The organism is Microbacterium sp. 11MF (genome assembly GCF_000383475.1).
Classification (GTDB): Bacteria; Actinomycetota; Actinomycetes; order Actinomycetales; family Microbacteriaceae; genus Microbacterium; species Microbacterium aquilitoris.
In genome coordinates, this window is the sequence record NZ_KB911459.1 from 1,009,671 (window position 1) to 1,027,316 (window position 17,646).

Annotated in this window: 19 protein-coding genes and 4 tRNA genes; 6 read left to right on the forward strand and 17 right to left on the reverse strand. The window is 69.0% G+C overall.

Annotation, left to right across the window (positions count from 1 at the left end; translation table 11 throughout):
* Window positions 1-25 precede the first annotated feature (25 nt).
* The 7 genes from H286_RS0104930 to pdxS all read right to left on the reverse strand — a co-directional run bounded on the left by H286_RS0104930 (window position 26) and on the right by pdxS (window position 5,152).
* A complete protein-coding gene (locus tag H286_RS0104930; protein WP_018186722.1) occupies window positions 26-475 on the reverse strand; it encodes a preprotein translocase subunit YajC in 450 nt (149 codons plus the stop codon).
* Between the two features lie 76 nt (window positions 476-551).
* Window positions 552-1,583 carry a Holliday junction branch migration DNA helicase RuvB gene (gene ruvB / locus H286_RS0104935; protein ID WP_018186721.1) on the reverse strand — a complete coding sequence of 344 codons (1,032 nt, stop codon included), beginning with the start codon at window positions 1,581-1,583 and terminating at the stop codon, window positions 552-554.
* Window positions 1,576-2,187, reverse strand: coding sequence for a Holliday junction branch migration protein RuvA (ruvA, locus tag H286_RS0104940; RefSeq protein ID WP_018186720.1), 612 nt, complete (start codon window positions 2,185-2,187; stop codon window positions 1,576-1,578). The genes ruvB and ruvA overlap by 8 nt, the downstream gene beginning before the upstream one ends.
* Window positions 2,188-2,234: 47 nt before the next feature.
* On the reverse strand, window positions 2,235-2,795 hold the full coding sequence (gene ruvC, locus H286_RS0104945; protein ID WP_018186719.1) for a crossover junction endodeoxyribonuclease RuvC: 561 nt from the start codon (window positions 2,793-2,795) through the stop codon (window positions 2,235-2,237).
* A 56-nt stretch (window positions 2,796-2,851) separates the two neighbouring features.
* Window positions 2,852-3,616 (reverse strand): YebC/PmpR family DNA-binding transcriptional regulator, encoded by a 765-nt coding sequence (locus tag H286_RS0104950; RefSeq protein WP_020097317.1) that lies wholly within the window; start codon window positions 3,614-3,616, stop codon window positions 2,852-2,854.
* 58 nt (window positions 3,617-3,674) lie between these two features.
* Window positions 3,675-4,265 (reverse strand): pyridoxal 5'-phosphate synthase glutaminase subunit PdxT, encoded by a 591-nt coding sequence (pdxT, locus tag H286_RS0104955; RefSeq protein ID WP_020097318.1) that lies wholly within the window; start codon window positions 4,263-4,265, stop codon window positions 3,675-3,677.
* A complete protein-coding gene (gene pdxS, locus H286_RS0104960; RefSeq protein ID WP_018186716.1) occupies window positions 4,262-5,152 on the reverse strand; it encodes a pyridoxal 5'-phosphate synthase lyase subunit PdxS in 891 nt (296 codons plus the stop codon). Before pdxS ends, pdxT begins: the two co-directional genes overlap by 4 nt.
* A 40-nt stretch (window positions 5,153-5,192) precedes the next feature.
* On the opposite strand from pdxS, the gene H286_RS0104965 reads away from it, so the two are divergent.
* Complete coding sequence (locus H286_RS0104965; protein ID WP_020097319.1) at window positions 5,193-6,545, forward strand: aminotransferase class I/II-fold pyridoxal phosphate-dependent enzyme; 1,353 nt, start codon at window positions 5,193-5,195, stop codon at window positions 6,543-6,545.
* Window positions 6,542-7,393: a pyridoxal kinase PdxY gene (gene pdxY / locus H286_RS0104970; RefSeq protein WP_020097320.1), complete on the forward strand. Its 852-nt coding sequence runs from the start codon at window positions 6,542-6,544 to the stop codon at window positions 7,391-7,393. The genes H286_RS0104965 and pdxY overlap by 4 nt, the downstream gene beginning before the upstream one ends.
* A gap of 21 nt (window positions 7,394-7,414) precedes the next feature.
* Here pdxY and H286_RS0104975 read toward each other — a convergent pair whose 3' ends face one another.
* Window positions 7,415-7,966 (reverse strand): HIT family protein, encoded by a 552-nt coding sequence (locus tag H286_RS0104975; protein ID WP_020097321.1) that lies wholly within the window; start codon window positions 7,964-7,966, stop codon window positions 7,415-7,417.
* Window positions 7,963-9,972: a threonine--tRNA ligase gene (gene thrS, locus H286_RS0104980; RefSeq protein ID WP_020097322.1), complete on the reverse strand. Its 2,010-nt coding sequence runs from the start codon at window positions 9,970-9,972 to the stop codon at window positions 7,963-7,965. Before thrS ends, H286_RS0104975 begins: the two co-directional genes overlap by 4 nt.
* A 154-nt stretch (window positions 9,973-10,126) precedes the next feature.
* On the opposite strand from thrS, the gene H286_RS0104985 reads away from it, so the two are divergent.
* A complete protein-coding gene (locus H286_RS0104985; protein WP_020097323.1) occupies window positions 10,127-11,293 on the forward strand; it encodes an SLC13 family permease in 1,167 nt (388 codons plus the stop codon).
* Between the two features lie 23 nt (window positions 11,294-11,316).
* Here H286_RS0104985 and H286_RS0104990 read toward each other — a convergent pair whose 3' ends face one another.
* Complete coding sequence (locus H286_RS0104990) at window positions 11,317-11,829, reverse strand: glycine cleavage system protein R (RefSeq protein ID WP_020097324.1); 513 nt, start codon at window positions 11,827-11,829, stop codon at window positions 11,317-11,319.
* 76 nt (window positions 11,830-11,905) lie between these two features.
* On the opposite strand from H286_RS0104990, the gene H286_RS0104995 reads away from it, so the two are divergent.
* The gene (locus H286_RS0104995; RefSeq protein ID WP_020097325.1) at window positions 11,906-12,949 is read left to right on the forward strand and encodes an NAD(P)-dependent alcohol dehydrogenase; all 1,044 of its coding nucleotides are present in this window, start codon (window positions 11,906-11,908) and stop codon (window positions 12,947-12,949) included.
* 18 nt (window positions 12,950-12,967) lie between these two features.
* Here the strand turns inward: H286_RS0104995 and H286_RS0105000 are convergent, their stop codons facing one another.
* Window positions 12,968-13,318: a YnfA family protein gene (locus tag H286_RS0105000; RefSeq protein WP_020097326.1), complete on the reverse strand. Its 351-nt coding sequence runs from the start codon at window positions 13,316-13,318 to the stop codon at window positions 12,968-12,970.
* A gap of 135 nt (window positions 13,319-13,453) precedes the next feature.
* On the opposite strand from H286_RS0105000, the gene H286_RS0105005 reads away from it, so the two are divergent.
* Window positions 13,454-13,762 carry a DUF7882 family protein gene (locus tag H286_RS0105005; RefSeq protein ID WP_020097327.1) on the forward strand — a complete coding sequence of 103 codons (309 nt, stop codon included), beginning with the start codon at window positions 13,454-13,456 and terminating at the stop codon, window positions 13,760-13,762.
* A 71-nt stretch (window positions 13,763-13,833) separates the two neighbouring features.
* On the opposite strand, the gene H286_RS0105010 is transcribed toward H286_RS0105005, so the two are convergent.
* From H286_RS0105010 to H286_RS0105020, 3 genes are all read right to left on the reverse strand, one after another.
* Window positions 13,834-13,905 (reverse strand) — tRNA-Val (locus H286_RS0105010).
* Window positions 13,906-13,929: 24 nt separating this feature from the next.
* Window positions 13,930-14,003 (reverse strand) — tRNA-Cys (locus H286_RS0105015).
* 55 nt (window positions 14,004-14,058) lie between these two features.
* Window positions 14,059-14,130: transfer RNA gene (locus H286_RS0105020), tRNA-Gly, on the reverse strand.
* 160 nt (window positions 14,131-14,290) lie between these two features.
* Between H286_RS0105020 and H286_RS0105025 the strand changes: the two genes are divergently transcribed.
* Window positions 14,291-14,363, forward strand: a tRNA-Val gene (locus H286_RS0105025).
* Between the two features lie 45 nt (window positions 14,364-14,408).
* Here the strand turns inward: H286_RS0105025 and H286_RS0105030 are convergent.
* The 3 genes from H286_RS0105030 to H286_RS0105040 form a co-directional block, all read right to left on the reverse strand.
* A complete protein-coding gene (locus tag H286_RS0105030; protein ID WP_020097328.1) occupies window positions 14,409-14,879 on the reverse strand; it encodes a type II toxin-antitoxin system PemK/MazF family toxin in 471 nt (156 codons plus the stop codon).
* A 32-nt stretch (window positions 14,880-14,911) separates the two neighbouring features.
* The gene (locus H286_RS0105035) at window positions 14,912-16,195 is read right to left on the reverse strand and encodes an ABC transporter substrate-binding protein (RefSeq protein WP_020097329.1); all 1,284 of its coding nucleotides are present in this window, start codon (window positions 16,193-16,195) and stop codon (window positions 14,912-14,914) included.
* Between the two features lie 167 nt (window positions 16,196-16,362).
* Window positions 16,363-17,631, reverse strand: a complete 1,269-nt coding sequence (locus H286_RS0105040; protein ID WP_020097330.1) for an ammonium transporter — start codon at window positions 17,629-17,631, stop codon at window positions 16,363-16,365.
* Window positions 17,632-17,646 lie beyond the last annotated feature (15 nt).

A 17,646-nucleotide genomic window follows, 5' to 3' on the forward strand; every position in this document is an offset into this window, starting at 1 on the left:
TCAGGGACCGCCGAAGCGGAGGAGATCAGGCCTTGGGCTTGTCGTCCGCGTCGGGCGTGCTGTCGACGGGACGCGAGTCGAGGATCGTCTCGTCGCGCGAGACGATGACGTCGTCACCGGCGACCTGCTCGTCCTCGTCGACGACAGGCTCCTCGTCCTCCACGATGCGGAGGATGGCCTGGCTGTGGACCTCGACGACCATGCCGGGAGCGAGCTCCACGTGAGCCGGCTTGGAGAGGTCGGTCGGATCGTACTCGACGATCGTGCCGTAGAGCCCGCCCTGGAGCAGGACCTTGACGCCCGGGACCATCTGCTGAGCCTTCTGCTCCTGCTGCTCCTTCATCTTCTTCGCGCGGCGACGCGAGCTGACGAACATGAAGACCAGCAGAGCCGCCAGCAGGATGAGCAGGCCGTAGTCCATGAAGAAGTTTCCTCCGGTGGCCTGCTGGGTGTTCTGCTGGGAGAGAAGCAACATGGACGCGGGTCCGCCTTTCGGGAGGGCACGCCGCATCGATGCGGCGAAGAGGGTGGGAGGCCGGAGCCTTCAGCGATTATAGGTCATCGAGGGTCAGCGCCCCGTCGTGACGGGGGATCCCCAGGTGGGCGTAGGCCTCGGGGGTCGCGACCCGCCCCCGGGGAGTGCGTCCCATGAACCCGATCCGGACGAGGTAGGGCTCGACGACCGACTCGATCGTGTCGGCTTCCTCCCCCACCGTGACGGCGAGGGTGTTCAGTCCCACGGGGCCGCCGCGGAAACGTCGCACGAGCGCGTCGAGCACCGCTCGGTCGAGGCGGTCGAGTCCGAGGTCGTCGACGTCGTAAAGCTCGAGGGCCGCCGAGACGTCGCCCGTGGTCGCCTGTGTCGACGAGCCGCCGTGGACGACGACGTAGTCGCGCACGCGGCGCAGCAGCCGGTTCGCGATGCGAGGGGTGCCGCGCGAGCGGCGGGCGATCTCCTCCCGGGATGCCGCGGGCACATCGACGTCGAGCATCACCGCCGAGCGGGCGATGACCTGCTCCAGCTCGACCGGCTCGTAGTACTCGAGGTGCGCGGTGAAGCCGAAGCGGTCGCGCAGGGGGTTGGGCAGCAGCCCGGAGCGGGTGGTCGCACCGACGAGGGTGAAGGGCGCGAGGTCGAGCGGGATGCTGGTCGCACCCGCTCCCTTTCCGACCATGATGTCGATGCGGAAGTCCTCCATCGCGAGGTACAGCATCTCCTCGGCGGAGCGCGCCATGCGGTGGATCTCGTCGATGAACAGCACCTCACCCGGCACGAGGCTCGACAGGAGGGCGGCGAGGTCGCCGGCGTGCTGGATCGCGGGACCGCTCGACATCCGGAGCGGCCGCTCGCTCTCGTGCGCGACGATCATCGCGAGAGTCGTCTTACCCAGTCCGGGCGGGCCCGACAGGAGGATGTGGTCGGCGGGACGCTGTTGGATGCGGGCGGCATCCAACAGCAACTGCAGCTGTCCGCGCACCTTCATCTGCCCGATGAACTCCGCGAGTGAGCCGGGGCGGAGCGCACCCTCGACGGCGAGCTCGGTCTCGTTCTCGGGGAGGCGCTGGTCGCGGGGATCAGACACCGGAGCGCTCCGCACGGGCCGGGCCCAGCTGGGCGAGCGCGAGTTTGAGGAGTGCCGGTACCGACGCTCCGGCGGGCGCATCGGCGAGGACGTTCTCCGCCGTCTCGAGTGCGACGCGTTCGTTCCACCCGAGCGCCATGAGGGCCGCGGACACCTGCGCGCCCAGCCCCTGCGGAATCGGGGCGCCCGCGGCGGTGCGGGTGGGCGCCGTGAGCTTGCCGGCCAGCTGGACCACGATGAGCTTGGCGGTCTTCGGACCGATGCCCGAGACACGACGGAACGGAGCGTCGTCCTCGTCGGCGACCGCCGTCGCGATCTGGTCGACAGTGAGGGACGAGAGGACACCGAGGGCGGACTTCGGACCCACGCCGGACACGCTGAGCAGATGCCCGAAGACGTCGAGCTCGGAGCGGTCCTCGAATCCGAAGAGCAGCATGGCGTCTTCACGGACGATCATCGCCGTGTGGACGAAGACCTCGTCGCCCAGGTGCACCTGCCGTGCGTACTGAGCGGTGACGGCCACGGCGTATCCCACACCGTGCACGTCGATGACGGCGGAGTCGGGTTCGAGGTGGATCACGCGACCGCGCAGCGAGGAGATCATGCGACGAGCCTACGGGAGCGTTCGGACGTATGTTCGAGCGACACGCGTCAGCGTCGCGACGCCTTCTCGGCCTCAGCCCAGGCGCGCTGGGCCGGCGTCAGCGCCGCACCGACGGGGGCCGACGACCCGCGCCGCCAGGCATGGCACAGCGCGAGCGCCAGGGCATCCGCTGCGTCGGCCGGCTGCGGGAGAGCGTCCAGACGCAGCACGCGGGCGACCATCGTCTGGACCTGGAGCTTCTCGGCGTTCCCATACCCGGTGATCGCCGCCTTCACCTCCGACGGAGTGTGCGTCGCGGCGGGCAGCCCGTGCTCGGCCGCGAGGAGCAGAGCTATGCCGCTCGCCTGGGCGGTGCCCATCACCGTGCTCCGGTTCTGCTGCGCGAAGACCCGCTCGACGGCGACGACGTCGGGCCCGTGCTCGGCCAGGACCGCACGGATGCCGGCGGCGATCGTCGCGAGGCGCTGCTCGATCGGCGCCTCCGGCGAGGAGCGGACGACACCTACGTGGACGAGCGAGGCCGACCGGTCGGGGCGGACATCGACCACCCCGACGCCGCACCGGGTCAGGCCCGGGTCGATCCCGAGAACGCGAAGAGCGGATGCCACTCCCCCACGCTAGGCGGGAGGTGCGGCATCCGCTCGTCGGCGCGCCCGGTGAGGCCTTACTCTGACTCGTCGTCCTCGAGCTCGGCCTGCACCTCGGCGGTGAGGTCGAAGTTGGCGTACACGTTCTGGACGTCTTCGCTGTCCTCGAGGGCGTCGATCAGTCGGAAGACCTTGCGCGCCGTGTCGGCGTCGATCTCGACCTTGAGGTTCGGGACGAACTCGACGTCCGCCGACTCGTACTCGATACCTGCGTCGGTCAGCGCGGTGCGGACAGAGACGAGGTCGGATGCCTCGGTGACGACCTCGAAGCCCTCGGAGTGCGGCTCGATCTCCTCGGCGCCCGCCTCGAGGGCGGTCATCATGACGTCGTCCTCGGTCGTGCCCTCGCCGGAGACGACGATGACGCCCTTGCGGGCGAAGTTGTACGCGACCGAGCCGGGGTCGGCGAGCGTGCCGCCGTTGCGGGTGAGGGCGGTCCGGACCTCGGCGGCGGCGCGGTTCTTGTTGTCGGTCAGACACTCGACCATGAGTGCCACGCCGTTCGGGCCGTAGGCCTCGTACATGATCGAGGTGTACTCGACGGACTCGCCACCGATGCCTGCGCCACGCTTGATGGCGCGATCGATGTTGTCTTTGGGGACCGACGTCTTCTTGGCCTTCAGGACGGCGTCGAACAGCGTCGGGTTGCCCTGCAGATCGGCGCCGCCGAGCTTGGCGGCGACCTCGATGTTCTTGATGAGCTTCGCCCACGACTTCGCGCGACGCGAGTCGATGACGGCCTTCTTGTGCTTGGTGGTCGCCCACTTGGAATGTCCGCTCATGGGACTCCTCTCGGAAAAAGCGCAGGGTCCAGTCTAGGACCGAGGCCGAGCCCCTTCGCTACGCGTCACGCGCGGCATCCAGGAGGAGCTCGTGGAAGCGCCTCTCGCCGTCGAGCTCGGGGTGGAACGCGAGCCCCATCACGCCCCCCTGCCGGACCGCGACGACGCCGCCGTCGGGGAGACGCGCGATCACCTCGGCCGACGGACCGACCTCGCTCACGATCGGCGCACGGATGAACGTGGCCTTCACGCGCGGGTCCCCCACCGCCGGAACCTCGAGATCGGTCTCGAACGACTCGGTCTGCGAGCCGAACGCGTTGCGTCGCACGGTCACGTCGAGCCCGCCGAACGTCTGCTGACCCACGATGCCGTCCTCGAGCCGGTCCGCGAGGAGGATGAGGCCGGCACACGTGCCGAGGACCGGCATCCCGCCCGCGATCGCGGCACGCAGGGGCTCGCGCATTCCGAAGGCGCGGGAGAGCTTGTCGATCACGCTCGACTCGCCACCGGGGAGGACGAGCGCGGACACCGCGGCGAGATCGCCGGGACGCCGGACCGAGACGACGTCGGCACCCAGGTCCGTGAGCACCCGGGAGTGCTCACGGACATCGCCCTGGAGGGCGAGGACGCCGATGCGAGGTCTCGTCACCAGCCCCGGTCCGCCAGCCGGTGCGGGGCGGGGAGATCGGACACGTTGATACCGACCATGGCCTCGCCGAGCCCCCGGGACACGTCCGCGACGACCTTCGGGTCGTCGAAGAAGGTCGTCGCTTTCACGATCGCGGCGGCGCGCTCGGCGGGGTTGCCGCTCTTGAAGATGCCGGACCCGACGAACACCCCGTCGGCCCCGAGCTGCATCATCATCGCCGCATCCGCGGGCGTCGCGACGCCACCGGCGACGAAGAGGACGACGGGGAGCGTGCCGGTCTCGGCGATCTCGGCAACGAGCTCGTACGGCGCCTGCAGGTCCTTCGCGGCGACGTAGAGCTGATCCTTCGACAGCGCCGACAGGGCGGCGATCTCACCGCGGATCTTGCGGATGTGCTTCATGGCCTCCGACACGTCGCCCGTGCCGGCCTCCCCCTTGGAGCGGATCATCGCCGCTCCCTCGGTGATCCGCCGCAGTGCCTCGCCGAGGTTCGTCGCACCGCAGACGAAGGGCACGGTGTAGCCCCACTTGTCGATGTGGTTCACGTAGTCGGCGGGTGAGAGGACCTCGGACTCGTCGATGTAGTCGACGCCGAGCTCCTGCAGCACCTGAGCCTCGACGAAGTGTCCGATACGCGCCTTGGCCATCACGGGGATCGAGACCGACGCGATGATGTCGTCGATGAGATCGGGGTCGCTCATGCGTGCGACGCCGCCCTGGGCGCGGATGTCGGCCGGTACGCGCTCGAGCGCCATGACGGCGACGGCGCCGGCGTCCTCGGCGATCTTGGCCTGGTCGGCGGTGACGACGTCCATGATGACGCCGCCCTTGAGCATCTCGGCGAGGCCGCGCTTGACGCGCGCCGTTCCGGTCGAATTCGTTGGCATAGGCCAAAAGCTAGCATGACCCGGACATAGACTCGACGGCATGACGAACGATGTCCTGGCGATCAGCGGCGACACCGCTGCGGAGATCGCGGACAGCATCCGTTCCCTCATCGACCGCGGCGATCTCACCCCGGGCGCTGCGCTGCCGCCGGTTCGCGCGCTCGCCGACACGATCGGCGTCAACCGGAACACGGTCGTCGCGGCGTACCGCCACCTCGCCGCCGCGGGCGCCGTCGAGACGGCCGGCCGAGCCGGAACCCGCGTGGCGCCGCGCTCGGACCCCGCCCAAGAAGGCTTCGCCGCCGACACGGTCCTCCGCGACATCGCGACGGGGAACCCCGATCCGACCCTCATCCCCGACCCCTCCCTCGCCCTGTCGAGCCTCGCCGGTCGCCCCGTCCTCTACGGAGAGCCGACGATCGACCCGGACCTCGAAGCGTGGGCCGCCCGGTGGATCGAGAACGACCTGCCGGGCCGCGACGACCTCCGGTTGACGATCACCGGCGGTGCCGTCGACGCGCTCGAGCGGCTGTTCGCCGACGCCCTCACCCGCGACGACGGAGTCGGACTCGAAGACCCTTGTTTCCTGTCGGCACTGCGGACCGTGAAGATCGGCGGCTACCGGCCCGTCGCCATCCCCGTCGACGACCACGGGATGACGGTGGCCGGCCTCCAGGCCGCGCTCGACGCGGGCGTCCGCGCCATCGTCTGCACGCCCCGCGCGCAGAACCCCACGGGCGTGAGCCTGACCGCCGAGCGGGCGGCGGAGCTCCGCGCCGTGCTGGCGCGGCATCCGTACGTCCTGGTCATCGAGGACGACCACTTCTCGATGCTCTCGCGGGAGCCGTACCACTCGATCATCGGCCCCGACCATCGTCGGTGGGCCCTGATCCGGTCGGTCTCGAAGTTCCTCGGGCCGGACATGTGCCTGGCCGTGACCGCGAGTGACCGCGACACGGCGGAGCGACTGGCTCGGCGACTCAGCCCCGGGTCGACGTGGGTGAGCCATCTCCTGCAGCGCCTCGCCGTCACCCTGGTGTCCGACGACGAGGTCATGGCAGGGGTCGAACGCGCGGCTCAGCACTACCGATCGCGCAACGAGGCGTTCGCCGACCAACTGACGCGCCAGGGTGTCCCCACGACGGCGGGCGACGGCCTCAGCCTGTGGGTGCGCGTCCCGGCTCCCGCCCGCGCCGTCGCCGAGCAGCTGATGCGACGCGGCTGGCTCGCTCGACCCGGCGACGAATTCGTCCTCGCCGACGACGACGCCCGTCGCCGCCTGCGCCTCACCGTCCACGACCTGTCCGACACCGACCTCGCGCGGCTCGCCGCCGACGTCGCCGCCTCGGCGCGAGCGATCGCGCCCTCACCGGAAGCGAGTACCGCCCCGTGAAGATCCTCTCCATCCAGTCCGCCGTCGCGTACGGCCACGTCGGAAACTCCGCCGCCGTGTTCCCGCTGCAGCGCATCGGCGTCGAGGTCTACCCGGTCTACACCGTCAACTTCTCGAACCACACCGGGTACGGCGCCTGGCGCGGCCCGCTCATCAGCCCGCAGGACGTCGCCGACGTCATCACCGGCATCGAGGAACGCGGCGCCTTCGGCGAGATCGACGCGGTCCTCTCGGGCTACCAGGGCGGCGAGGGGATCGGCGACGTCATCCTCGACGCCGTCGCGCGCGTCAAGGCCGCCAATCCGAACGCGATCTACGCTTGCGACCCTGTCATGGGCAACGCGAAGAGCGGATGCTTCGTGGCCCCCGCCATCCCGGTCCTCCTGCGCGAGCGGGTTGTCCCCGCCGCCGACCTGATCACGCCGAACCAGTTCGAGCTCGGCTTCCTCACCGGGACCGACCCGGCCGATCTCGAGTCGACCCTCGCCTCCGTCGACGCGGCGCGTGCCCTGGGACCGTCGACCGTGCTCGTGACGAGCGTCGAGCGGCCCGACCGCCCCGAGGGGACGATCGAGATGCTCGCCGTGACGGATGACGGTGCCTGGATCGTCCGCACCCCGCACATCCCGATGAAGGCGAACGGCTCCGGCGACGTGACCGCCGCCCTGTTCACCGCCCACTTCCGCGAGAGCGGGAACGCCGCCGACGCGCTCGCGAAGACCACCTCGAGCGTGTTCGACCTTCTGCAGAAGACCTACGACGCCGGCACGCGCGAACTGCAGCTCGTCGAGTCGCAGGAGGCGTACGCGCACCCGCGGATGCAGTTCGAGGTCACTCAGGTCCGGTGACCACCGCGGGCGGCGGGCTCGTCAGAGGACGGGCCAGCCGTCCGCCACCGACTGGCGGACCTCGCCGAGCAGCTGGGGAAGCGCCTTCGTCTTCGCGATGATCGGGAAGAAGTTCGCGTCCGTCGCCCAGCGGGGGACGACGTGCTGGTGCAGGTGCGCCGCGACGCCCGCACCGGCGACCTCGCCCTGGTTCATCCCGAGGTTGAAGCCGTCGCAGTTCGCGACCTTCCGCAGCACCCGCATGGCCACCTGGGTCAGCGCGCCGATCTCGGCGACCTCCTCGGGCGTCGCCTCGTCGTACGTGCCGAAGTGGCGGTACGGGCACACGAGCAGGTGACCGGAGTTGTACGGGAACAGGTTCAGCAGGACGTACGCCGTCTCGCCGCGGGCGACGATGAGCCCCTCCTCGTCCGACTTGCCGGGTGCGGCGCAGAACGGGCAGTCGTGCTTGAGGGGTTCCGGTCCCGCCTGGATGTAGGCCATCCGATGCGGGGTCCAGAGTCGCTGGAACTCGTCCGGCACACCCGCGAGAGCGGATGCCGGTTCCGCACGACCCTCGTCGGGGTCGCTCATACGAGGTCCTCGGCCGTGTTCACGAGAAGACGACCCGAGATCGCCGCGACGATCTTGTCGATCGCCTCGTCCACCGGGATGCCGTTGGTCTGCGACCCGTCGCGGAACCGGAACGACACCGTGCCCCCGGAACGGTCCTGCTCCCCCGCGATGAGCTGCAGGGGGACCTTCTGGGTCGTGTGGGTGCGGATCTTCTTCGGCATGCGGTCGTCGGAGTGGTCGACTTCGGCTCGGACGCCGGCGGCGCGCAGACGAGCGATGATCTCATCGAGGTACGGGCCGTACTCCTCGGCCACGGGGATGCCGACGACCTGGACCGGGGCGAGCCACACCGGGAAGGCCCCCGCGTAGTGCTCGAGGAGGATCGCGAAGAAGCGCTCGATCGACCCGAACAGCGCACGGTGGATCATGACGGGACGGTGCTTCTCACCGTCGGGGCCGGTGTACTCGAGCTCGAACCGCTCCGGCTGGTTGAAGTCGAGCTGGATCGTCGACATCTGCCAGGTGCGACCGATCGCGTCACGTGCCTGGACCGAGATCTTCGGGCCGTAGAACGCGGCCCCGCCCGGGTCGGGCACAAGCTCGAGACCGGAACCCTCGGCGACCTCGCGGAGGGTCTGCGTCGCCTCGTCCCACAGGCTGTCGTCGCCGATGAACTTGGGGTTCCCCTCCTCCTTCGTGGAGAGCTCGAGGTAGAAGTCGTTCAGCCCGTAGTCGCGCAGGGTCTTCAGCACGAACTCGAGACTGTGCTCGAGCTCGCCCTTGACCTGTTCGGCGGTCACATAGATGTGGGTGTCGTCCTGCGTCATCCCCCGCACTCGGGTGAGGCCGGCGAGCGTGCCGCTCTTCTCGTAGCGGTAGACCGAGCCGAATTCGCTGAGCCGCAGCGGCAGTTCGCGGTAGCTGCGTCCGCGCGAGCGGAAGATCAGGTTGTGGAACGGGCAGTTCATGGGCTTGAGGTAGTACTCCTGGCCCTCGCGTGAGACGTGACCGTCGGCATCCACCACCTCGTCGAGCACCATCGGGGGGTACATGCCGTCGGCGTACCACTGCAGGTGACCGCTCGTCATGAACAGGTCGCCCTTGGTGATGTGGGGCGTGTTCACGACCTGGTACCCGTTGGCGAGGAGGCTCTCGCGCATGTAGCGCTCGATCTCGTACCGGATGATCCCACCCTTGGGGTGGAACACCGACAGGCCGGGCCCGATCTCCTCGGGGAAGGAGAAGAGGTCGAGGTCCTTGCCGAGCTTGCGGTGGTCGCGCTTGGCCGCCTCCTCGAGTCGGTGCTGGTAGGCGCGCAGCTCGTCCTTCGTGGGCCACGCGGTGCCGTAGATGCGCTGCAGCTGCGGGTTCTTCTCGCTGCCGCGCCAGTAGGCGCCGGCGACGCGGGTGAGGTCCCAGCCGTTGCCGGCGACACGGGTGCTCGGCACGTGGGGTCCGCGGCAGAGGTCCTTCCAGGCGGTCTCGCCGTCGCGGGTGACGTTGTCGTAGATCGTCAGCTCGCCGGCGCCGACCTCGACGGACGCGCCCTCGGCCGCCTCCTGGGATCCGCCCTTGAGCCCGATGAGCTCGAGCTTGAACGGCTCGTGGGCGAGCTCGGCGCGGGCCTCGTCATCGGTGACCACACGGCGGACGAAGCGCTGTCCTTCGCGGACGATGCGCTCCATCTCCTTCTTGATGGCCTTGAGGTCCTCCGGCGTGAACGGCTCGTCGACGCCGAAGTCGTAGTAGAAGCCGTCGGTGATCGGCGGACCGATACCGAGGTTCGCCTGCGGGCGGACGCGCTGCACGGCCTGCGCGAGGATGTGGGCCGTCGAGTGGCGCAGGATGTTGAGCCCATCGGGGCTCGACACCGTCACGGGCTCGACGCCGTCCAGAGAGTCGACGACCGTCGCGAGGTCCTTCAGCTCGCCGCGGACACGGAGGGCGACGACGGAGCGGTCGGGGAACAGGGCGAAACCGTCGGCAGGAAGGTCGACATCCGCCGGGGCGATCAGATCAGACAAGGGAGGATCTCCAGGAAGTGGCTCGGATGAGAGTAGTCAGCTTCGAGCGCACGACGCGCTCCGCCCGCTCAGGCCCGCGGCGTTCGCGTACCGGCGAGGTGGGATGACCGGCCGTTCTGCATCCTGCGAGTCTACTGGGCGGCGGACAGGGGCGATGATGGATGCCGTGAAGCTCGCTCTCGCGGGACTCGTCCTGCTCCTGGGGGCGATCGCCGCCCTCGTCACCGGGGTCCTCCCCCTCGCCGACCTCGGCGACGTCGCCGAACGCGTCCTGCCGATCCTCGCGTTCGTCGTGGCGGTCACGATCGTCGCAGAGCTCGCCGCGAAGGCCGGCGTCTTCGACGTCACGGCGTCGTGGCTCGCTCGCCTGTCGCGGGGACGCACCGCGCTCCTCTGGGTGCTCGTCGTCGTGCTCGCCGTCGTGACCACGGCGTTCCTCTCCCTCGACACGACAGCCGTGCTGCTGACGCCCGTCGTCATCGCCGTCGCCCGCGCGAACGGTCTGCCCCCACTGCCGTTCGCGCTCACCACCGTCTGGCTCGCCAACACCGCCTCCCTCGTGCTCCCGGTGTCGAACCTGACGAACCTCCTCGCCCTGGCTCGGATGCCGGGGGCCGCCGACCCTGCCTCGTTCGTCCTCCTTCTGGGGCCGTCCGCCGCGGTCGCGATCCTCGTGACCGTCGGGTTGCTCTGGTCGTTCCACCGCCGGTCGCTGGTCGGGATCTTCACGGTGGCGGCGCCGCCGCCGGTGAGCGACAGGGTGCAGCTGGTCGCGGCATCCATCGTCGTCCTGGCACTGCTCCCCCTGCTGGTCAGCGTTATCGAGCCATGGATCCCGGCGACGGGCGCAGCCGTCGCGCTGCTCGTCCTTTTCGCCTGGCGTTCGCCGCGGGCCCTCGGCATCCGCTTGGTGCCGTGGTCGCTGCTGGTCTTCGCCGCCGGCCTCTTCTCCGCCGTCGCGGCGCTCGAGGCGTGGGGTTCCGGCCAGCTCGCCACGGCGCTCGCCGGCTCGGGGTCGGAGCCCCTCGACCTCCTGCGCATGTCGGGAACCGCGCTCGTCACAGCGAATGGGCTCGACAACCTGCCCGCGTACCTGCTCCTCGAGACGACGGCAGACACGCCGGAACGTCTTGCCGCGCTGCTGATCGGAGTGAACGCGGGCCCCCTGATCACCCCGTGGGCCTCGCTCGCGACACTTCTGTGGCATCAACGGCTCGTCGCCGCAGACGTCCACCTGCCGTGGCGTCGGTTCATCCTCTGGGGCCTCGTCGCCGCGCCGCTCGTCGTGGCCGCAGCCACGGTGCCGCTCCTGTTCCGCTGACCCCGCGCCGCGGGCGCCCGGGGTCAGGCGACGGTGAGGTCGACCTGGATCTCGCCCGCGAGCTCCTCGAGCGCGGTGGTCACCGGGGCGGCGTCCGCCCCAGCCGGGAGACGGAACGCGACAGTCGCCTCGAAGAGCGTCCCACCGGCCATCGGCGCGTCGAGCGTGCGACTGCGGAACGTGTCGATGCTGAGAGTGTGAGCGGGGATCGCGGCGGTGACGTCGCGGACGATGCCCGGACGGTCATTGCCGAGGACCGTCACCTCGAGGGAGCGCTCGACGGCGTCAGCGGGCGCGATGGCCCGGCCGCCGTGGACGGTGACGCGCAGCATCCCTTCGAGCCCCTCGAGAGCCGCGACCAGGTCGGCTTCGCGGTCGTCCTCGATCGTGACGAGGACGATGCCGGCGAACGCGCCGGCGAGTTCGGCGAGCTCGCTGCGCTCCCAGTTGCCGCCGACGGCGGACACCTGCTCGGCGAGGGCGTTGACGAGTCCGGGACGGTCGTCGCCGACCACAGTGAGCACGAGGTGGGCCATGGCCGGATCCTATCGTCCCGGCTGCGCGGGCGCAGGGCCGTGCGCGCGGGGGATCCGCAGGCGTAGCGTGCGGAGCATGAAGGCACTCCAGTACACGCGCATCGGTTCCCACCCTGAAGTCGTCGAGATCGAGAAGCCCTCTCCCGGACCCGGTCAGGTCCTCCTGAAGGTCACCGCCGCGGGCGTCTGCCACTCGGACGAGTTCGTCATGAGTCTGAGCGAGGAGGAGTACACCGCCGCCGGGTATCCGCTCCCGCTCACCCTCGGGCATGAGGGCGCGGGCATCGTCGAGGAGCTCGGCGAGGGCGTCGAACACCTCCAGATCGGCGACGCGGTCGCCGTATACGGGCCCTGGGGTTGCGGTCGTTGCCGCAATTGCGCTCAGGGCAAGGAGAACTACTGCACGAACGCGCAGGCCGAAGGGATCATGCCTCCGGGTCTCGGCGCGCCCGGTTCGATGGCGGAGTACATGATCGTCGACAGCGCACGTCACCTCGTGCCGCTGGGCGACCTCGATCCCGTGCAGAACGTGTCACTGACGGATGCCGGTCTGACGCCCTACCACGCGATCAAGACGTCCCTGCCGAAGCTCGGCGCCGGGACGACCGCGGTCGTCATCGGAACGGGCGGGCTGGGCCACGTCGCGATCCAGATCCTCCGTGCCGTCTCGGCGGCGACGGTGATCGCGCTGGACGTCACCGACGAGAAACTCGAGCTGGCACGGGAGGTGGGCGCGCACCACACCGTGATCAGCGACGAGAACGCGGTCGATCGGATCCGCGAACTCACCGACGGCCTGGGAGCGAACGCCGTCTTCGACTTCGTCGGCGCCGAGCCCACGATCGCGACCGCTGTCGCGGCGGCGGCGCTCGACGCGGACGTCACGATCGTCGGGATCGGCGGCGGAACAGCGCACGTCGGCTTCGGTTCCATCGCCTACGACGCGGCTCTCCGCATCCCGTACTGGGGGTCGCGCAGCGAGCTGATCGAAGTGCTCGAGCTCGCTCGTTCCGGGCAGGTCGGCGTCGAGATCCAGCGGTACTCGCTCGACGAGGGACCGAAGGCATACGAGGCCCTCGCCGCGGGAACGGTCCGCGGCCGCGCGGTCATCGTCCCCTGAGGCGACCCGGGGTCGCGGTCACGCCTCTCCTGCGTCGACGACGACGGGAGCCAGGATGATGATCGCGGCCCCCACGAGGGCGATCGCCGACCCGACGTAGTCCCAGAGCGTCGGACGGAACCCGTCGACGACGATTCCCCAGGCGAGTGAACCTGCGATGAAGACGCCGCCGTAGGCCGCGAGGACTCGACCGAAGTTCGCATCCGGCTGGAACGCGGCGACGAACCCGTACGCGCCGAGTGCGACGATGCCCAGGAGCGCGAACCACCAGCCGCGGTTCTCGCGTACGGCCTGCCAGATCAGCCAGGCTCCGCCGATCTCGGCGAGGGCGGCAACGACGAAGAGGGCGACGATCCGGGCGGTGGTCATGGGGTCAGTCTGTCAGCGAGGGATCCCCGGGTGTGACACGGCCGCGCCGGACACGGGAACGGCTGATCGGATGGCACAATGACAGAGGAGACCGCAGCTCCGCCCTCTTTGTACGCCTAGACCTGGGTCGGTTCCATGGGACTCCTCTCTTACAACGCCACCACTCGATTCGACATCGACGACCGCACCCTCGTGCACCTCGAAGCCGTGATCTACGCGAAGCTCCGCCGAGGTGAGGCGTTCCTGTTCACGTGGTCGCGAGCAGCGGGAGAAGGCACCGGGCGCACGACCGTCTGGATGAACCGCGCGGCGCGTCTCGCGTTCCGGCGCCGCCACGACACCCGCATCCCGCTGAATCAGGACTGGGTCGCGCGGCTGATGACCCTGGCGAACTCGCCTGCCGGCCTGCACGAGTTGCCGGAGTCCGACGAGACCGCCGGCTGACGGCGCAGGGCGCGCGATCGCGCGCCCTGTCGGCGCAACAAAAAACCCCCGGATGATCGGGGGTTTATCTGTGCGCGATACTGGGATCGAACCAGTGACCTCTTCCGTGTCAGGGAAGCGCGCTACCGCTGCGCCAATCGCGCCTGTGAAGGCTGTTGAGTTGTGAGTGGAGGTGGCGACGGGATTCGAACCCGTGTGGACGGCTTTGCAGGCCGCTGCCTAGCCACTCGGCCACGCCACCGTGTGTGGTTTGACCCACGTGACGTGATCTCCCCGGAGGAAGATCCCCACACTCGAGCGGATGACGAGATTCGAACTCGCGACCCTCACCTTGGCAAGGTGATGCGCTACCACTGCGCTACATCCGCATTTCGTTCCGGATCTCTCCGGCACTCGTTAAACATTAGACGATTCCCGCGCCAGCGCAAAACCGGCGCCGCCCCGCGCGTGTCTCGCCGTCACGGCGCGGGCGGGTTCGGTCGGGGCCGCGGCATCCGGTATGCTCGGTCATCGGCCCGAGTGTCATTCGGGCGATTGGCGCAGTTGGTAGCGCGCTTCCTTCACACGGAAGAGGTCGTCGGTTCGAGTCCGGCATCGCCCACCGAGAAGCCCCCGGATTTCCGGGGGCTTTCGTCGTTCTCAGGTCTCAGACGGACCAGCCGTACCGGGCCTTCAGCGCTGCGGCGACCTGATCGAAGCGGCGACGGTCCAGGGCGGCTCCCTCGCGTCGCATCGCACCCGGCGGGACGCTGTAGAGGTGGCCGAGGTCTACCCATGACGGGCGGCCGGAGGCATCCCACTCCCCCGATCCGAGCGCCAGATGCTCTCCATAACGGTCGTGGGGTTTGCTCGTCAGGCGGACCGCGTACAGCCGGTCACGACCGTGCTGCCCGATGACGAGGACCGGACGATCCTTGCCACGCCCGTCAGCTTCGTCGAACGGAACCCAGGTCCAAACGATCTCACCCGCCTCGGGATCCCCGTCCGACTCCGGGCGATAGCTGATGCGGAGGTCCCGCACGTCGCCGGGCATCACACGCACGGTTCCGGCGGGCCGGGTCGTGTCAGGCGAGGACCGGAACAAGCGGACGAGGGCGGAGATCAGACGGGATGCCACGCCGTCACCCTAGCCCTCGTCCGCGGGTCCGGTCAGTTGTTGAGGATCACGTCCGCCTCGGCGAAGAACTCGTCCACCGCGGCATCCACCGACTTCGTTCCGAGCCCGAGTTCCTTGCCCAGATCCCAGAACTTCTGCTCGAGCGAGCCGTATCCCACGACCGCCGGCGGCGGGGCGTCGCCGATCCGGTCGGAGACCGACTCGATGTAGTCCGCGACCTGCTGATCGGGCCCTTCGAGCTTCGTGCCCTCCAGCTTGCTGCTGGATGCCGGGAAGCCGAGGGTCGTGCCGAAGATCTCCCCCGCCTCCGGGCTGTTGACGACGTAGTCGAGGAAGATCGCGGCGGCCTCGGGGTGCTTCGTCCGCGAGGAGATCGCGACCTGCAGACCGCCCTGGCGGTAGAGGTCCTTCGCCCCGGCATCCGTCGTCGGCGGAGCCACGATCGCGATGGACGACGCACCCGAATCGGCCAGGTACCCGCCGAGGAAGTTGCTCCAGCTCATCTCACTGAGCGTCCGGGTCGAGCCGAAGCCCGAGATGGGACTGATCTCCTCGAGCTGCTGCTGGGGAATGGTGATCCCGTCGCGCAGCGGCGCTCCGGACTCCCAGAATGTCGCCAACTCGTCCTTCGTGAAGCCGAGCTCACCGTCGTCGGTGTACAGCGCCTTCCCCGCGGCGCGAAGCTGCAGCTCGAACACCTGGATGCGCTGCGTGTAATCGGTCCCGCCGAAGGGGTCGCCGCCGGTCTTCTCTGTCACCTCGGCGAGCCAGTCATCGAACTCCTCGAACGACGAGCCCGCCGCCGGGAGCTCGAGACCCGCCTTCTTCAAGAGGTCCTCGTTCACGAAGTTCGCCCAGAGGCTGTAACCGGTCGGGAGGGAGTACTGCGTGCCGTCCAATCGGCCCGTGCCGAGCAGGCTGTCGTCGAACGTCGTGACATCGATCTGATCGGCCACCTCGTTCAGATCGAGGATCGCACCACTCTCGCCGTACTGGCGCAGGTAGCTGTCCGAGAACTGGAAGACGTCTGGGAGACTGCCGCTCGCTGCCTCGACCTGCCGCTGCTCCCAGTAGCTCGGGAAGTCCGTGAACGTCGTCTTGATCGTGATGTTCGGGTGCTCTTCGTTGAAGGCCTCGATGAGCTTCGCGTAGCGAGCCGCACGGTCGTCGTTGCCCCACCACGCGAAATCGAGGGAGACCTTCTCATCAGGGTCGAACGAACCGCCCGACTGAGACGTGGCAGGGGTGCAGCCGACCAGCGAGACAGCGAAAACGGCTGCGGCCGCCCAGGCGGCGGTCGTACGGATGCGGGACATCGTCGTCCTTTCTCGTCCTTCGTTGGACGGAGACAGTGTGGAAAGCGCTTCCCGCTCAACGTAGGGCAGCCGGCCGAGAATGCACAAGCAGAAAATGAAACGTGTCACGAACGACGACGAAGGGCGCCGCGGGTAATCCCGCGACGCCCTCCGTGTGTTGTGACGGCTCAGACCTTGGCGTCCTCCAGGACGTAGCCGGCCTCACCGTGCACGATCGTGTCGATACCGGCGATCTCGTCCTCGTTCTTGACGCGGAAGCCGATGGTCTTCTCGATCGCGAAGCCGATGATGAAGGCGAGCACGAAGGAGTAGATCAGCACGGCGAAGGCCGCGATCGCCTGGACGATCAGCTGCGAGGCGTCTCCGCCCATGAACAGTCCCGTGCCGCGGGCGAAGAACCCGAGGTACAGCGTTCCGATCAGACCACCGACGAGGTGGATGCCGACCACGTCGAGCGAGTCGTCGAAACCGAGCTTGAACTTCAGCTCGATCGCGAGGGCGCAGACGGCACCGGTGATGATGCCGAGGACGATGGCCCAGATGGGGTCCAGCGAACCGCAGGCGGGGGTGATGGCGACCAGACCTGCGACGGCACCCGAGGCGGCACCGACCGACGTCGGCTTGCCGTCCTTGATCTTCTCGACGACGAGCCACCCGAGCAGCGCCGCCGCCGGAGCGGCGATCGTGTTCACGAAGGCGAGCGCAGCGGTGTTGTCGGCCGCGAGCTCGGACCCGGCGTTGAAGCCGAACCAACCGAACCACAGGAGGCCGGCGCCGAGGAGGACGAACGGCGGGTTGTGGGGGACGTGGACGCCCTTCTGGAAGCCGACGCGCTTGCCGAGGACGAGCGCGAGGGCGAGAGCCGCCGCACCGGCGTTGATGTGGACCGCGGTGCCGCCGGCGAAGTCGATGACGCCGACGCCGAAGACGTCCTGCAGACCGTGGGTGATCCAGCCGCCGTATTCGAACGATCCGTCGTCAGCGAGACCGAAGTTGAAGACCCAGCTGGCAACCGGGAAGTAGACGACGGTCGCCCAGACACCCGCGAAGATCATCCACGCACCGAACTTGGCCCGATCGGCGATCGCGCCAGAGACCAGAGCGACGGTGATGATGGCGAACGTCGCCTGGAAGGCGATGAAGGCCAGCTCGGGGTAGCTTGCCCCGTCAGCGAGCTCCAGTGCGTTGCTCAGGCCTATCGCTCCGCCATCGATGGCCCACGGGAAGACCGTTCCCGACTCGCCCGGGAACGCGATGGCGTAGCCGTAGAGCACCCACAGGACGCCGATGAGGCCGAGTGCGCCGAAGGACATCATCATCATGCTGATGACGCTCTTCGCCTTGACGAGGCCGCCGTAGAAGAACGCGAGACCTGGGGTCATCAGCAGGACTAGTGCGGCCGCGATGAGTATGAATGCGGTGTTGCCTTGATCCATCTCGAAGGGAACCTC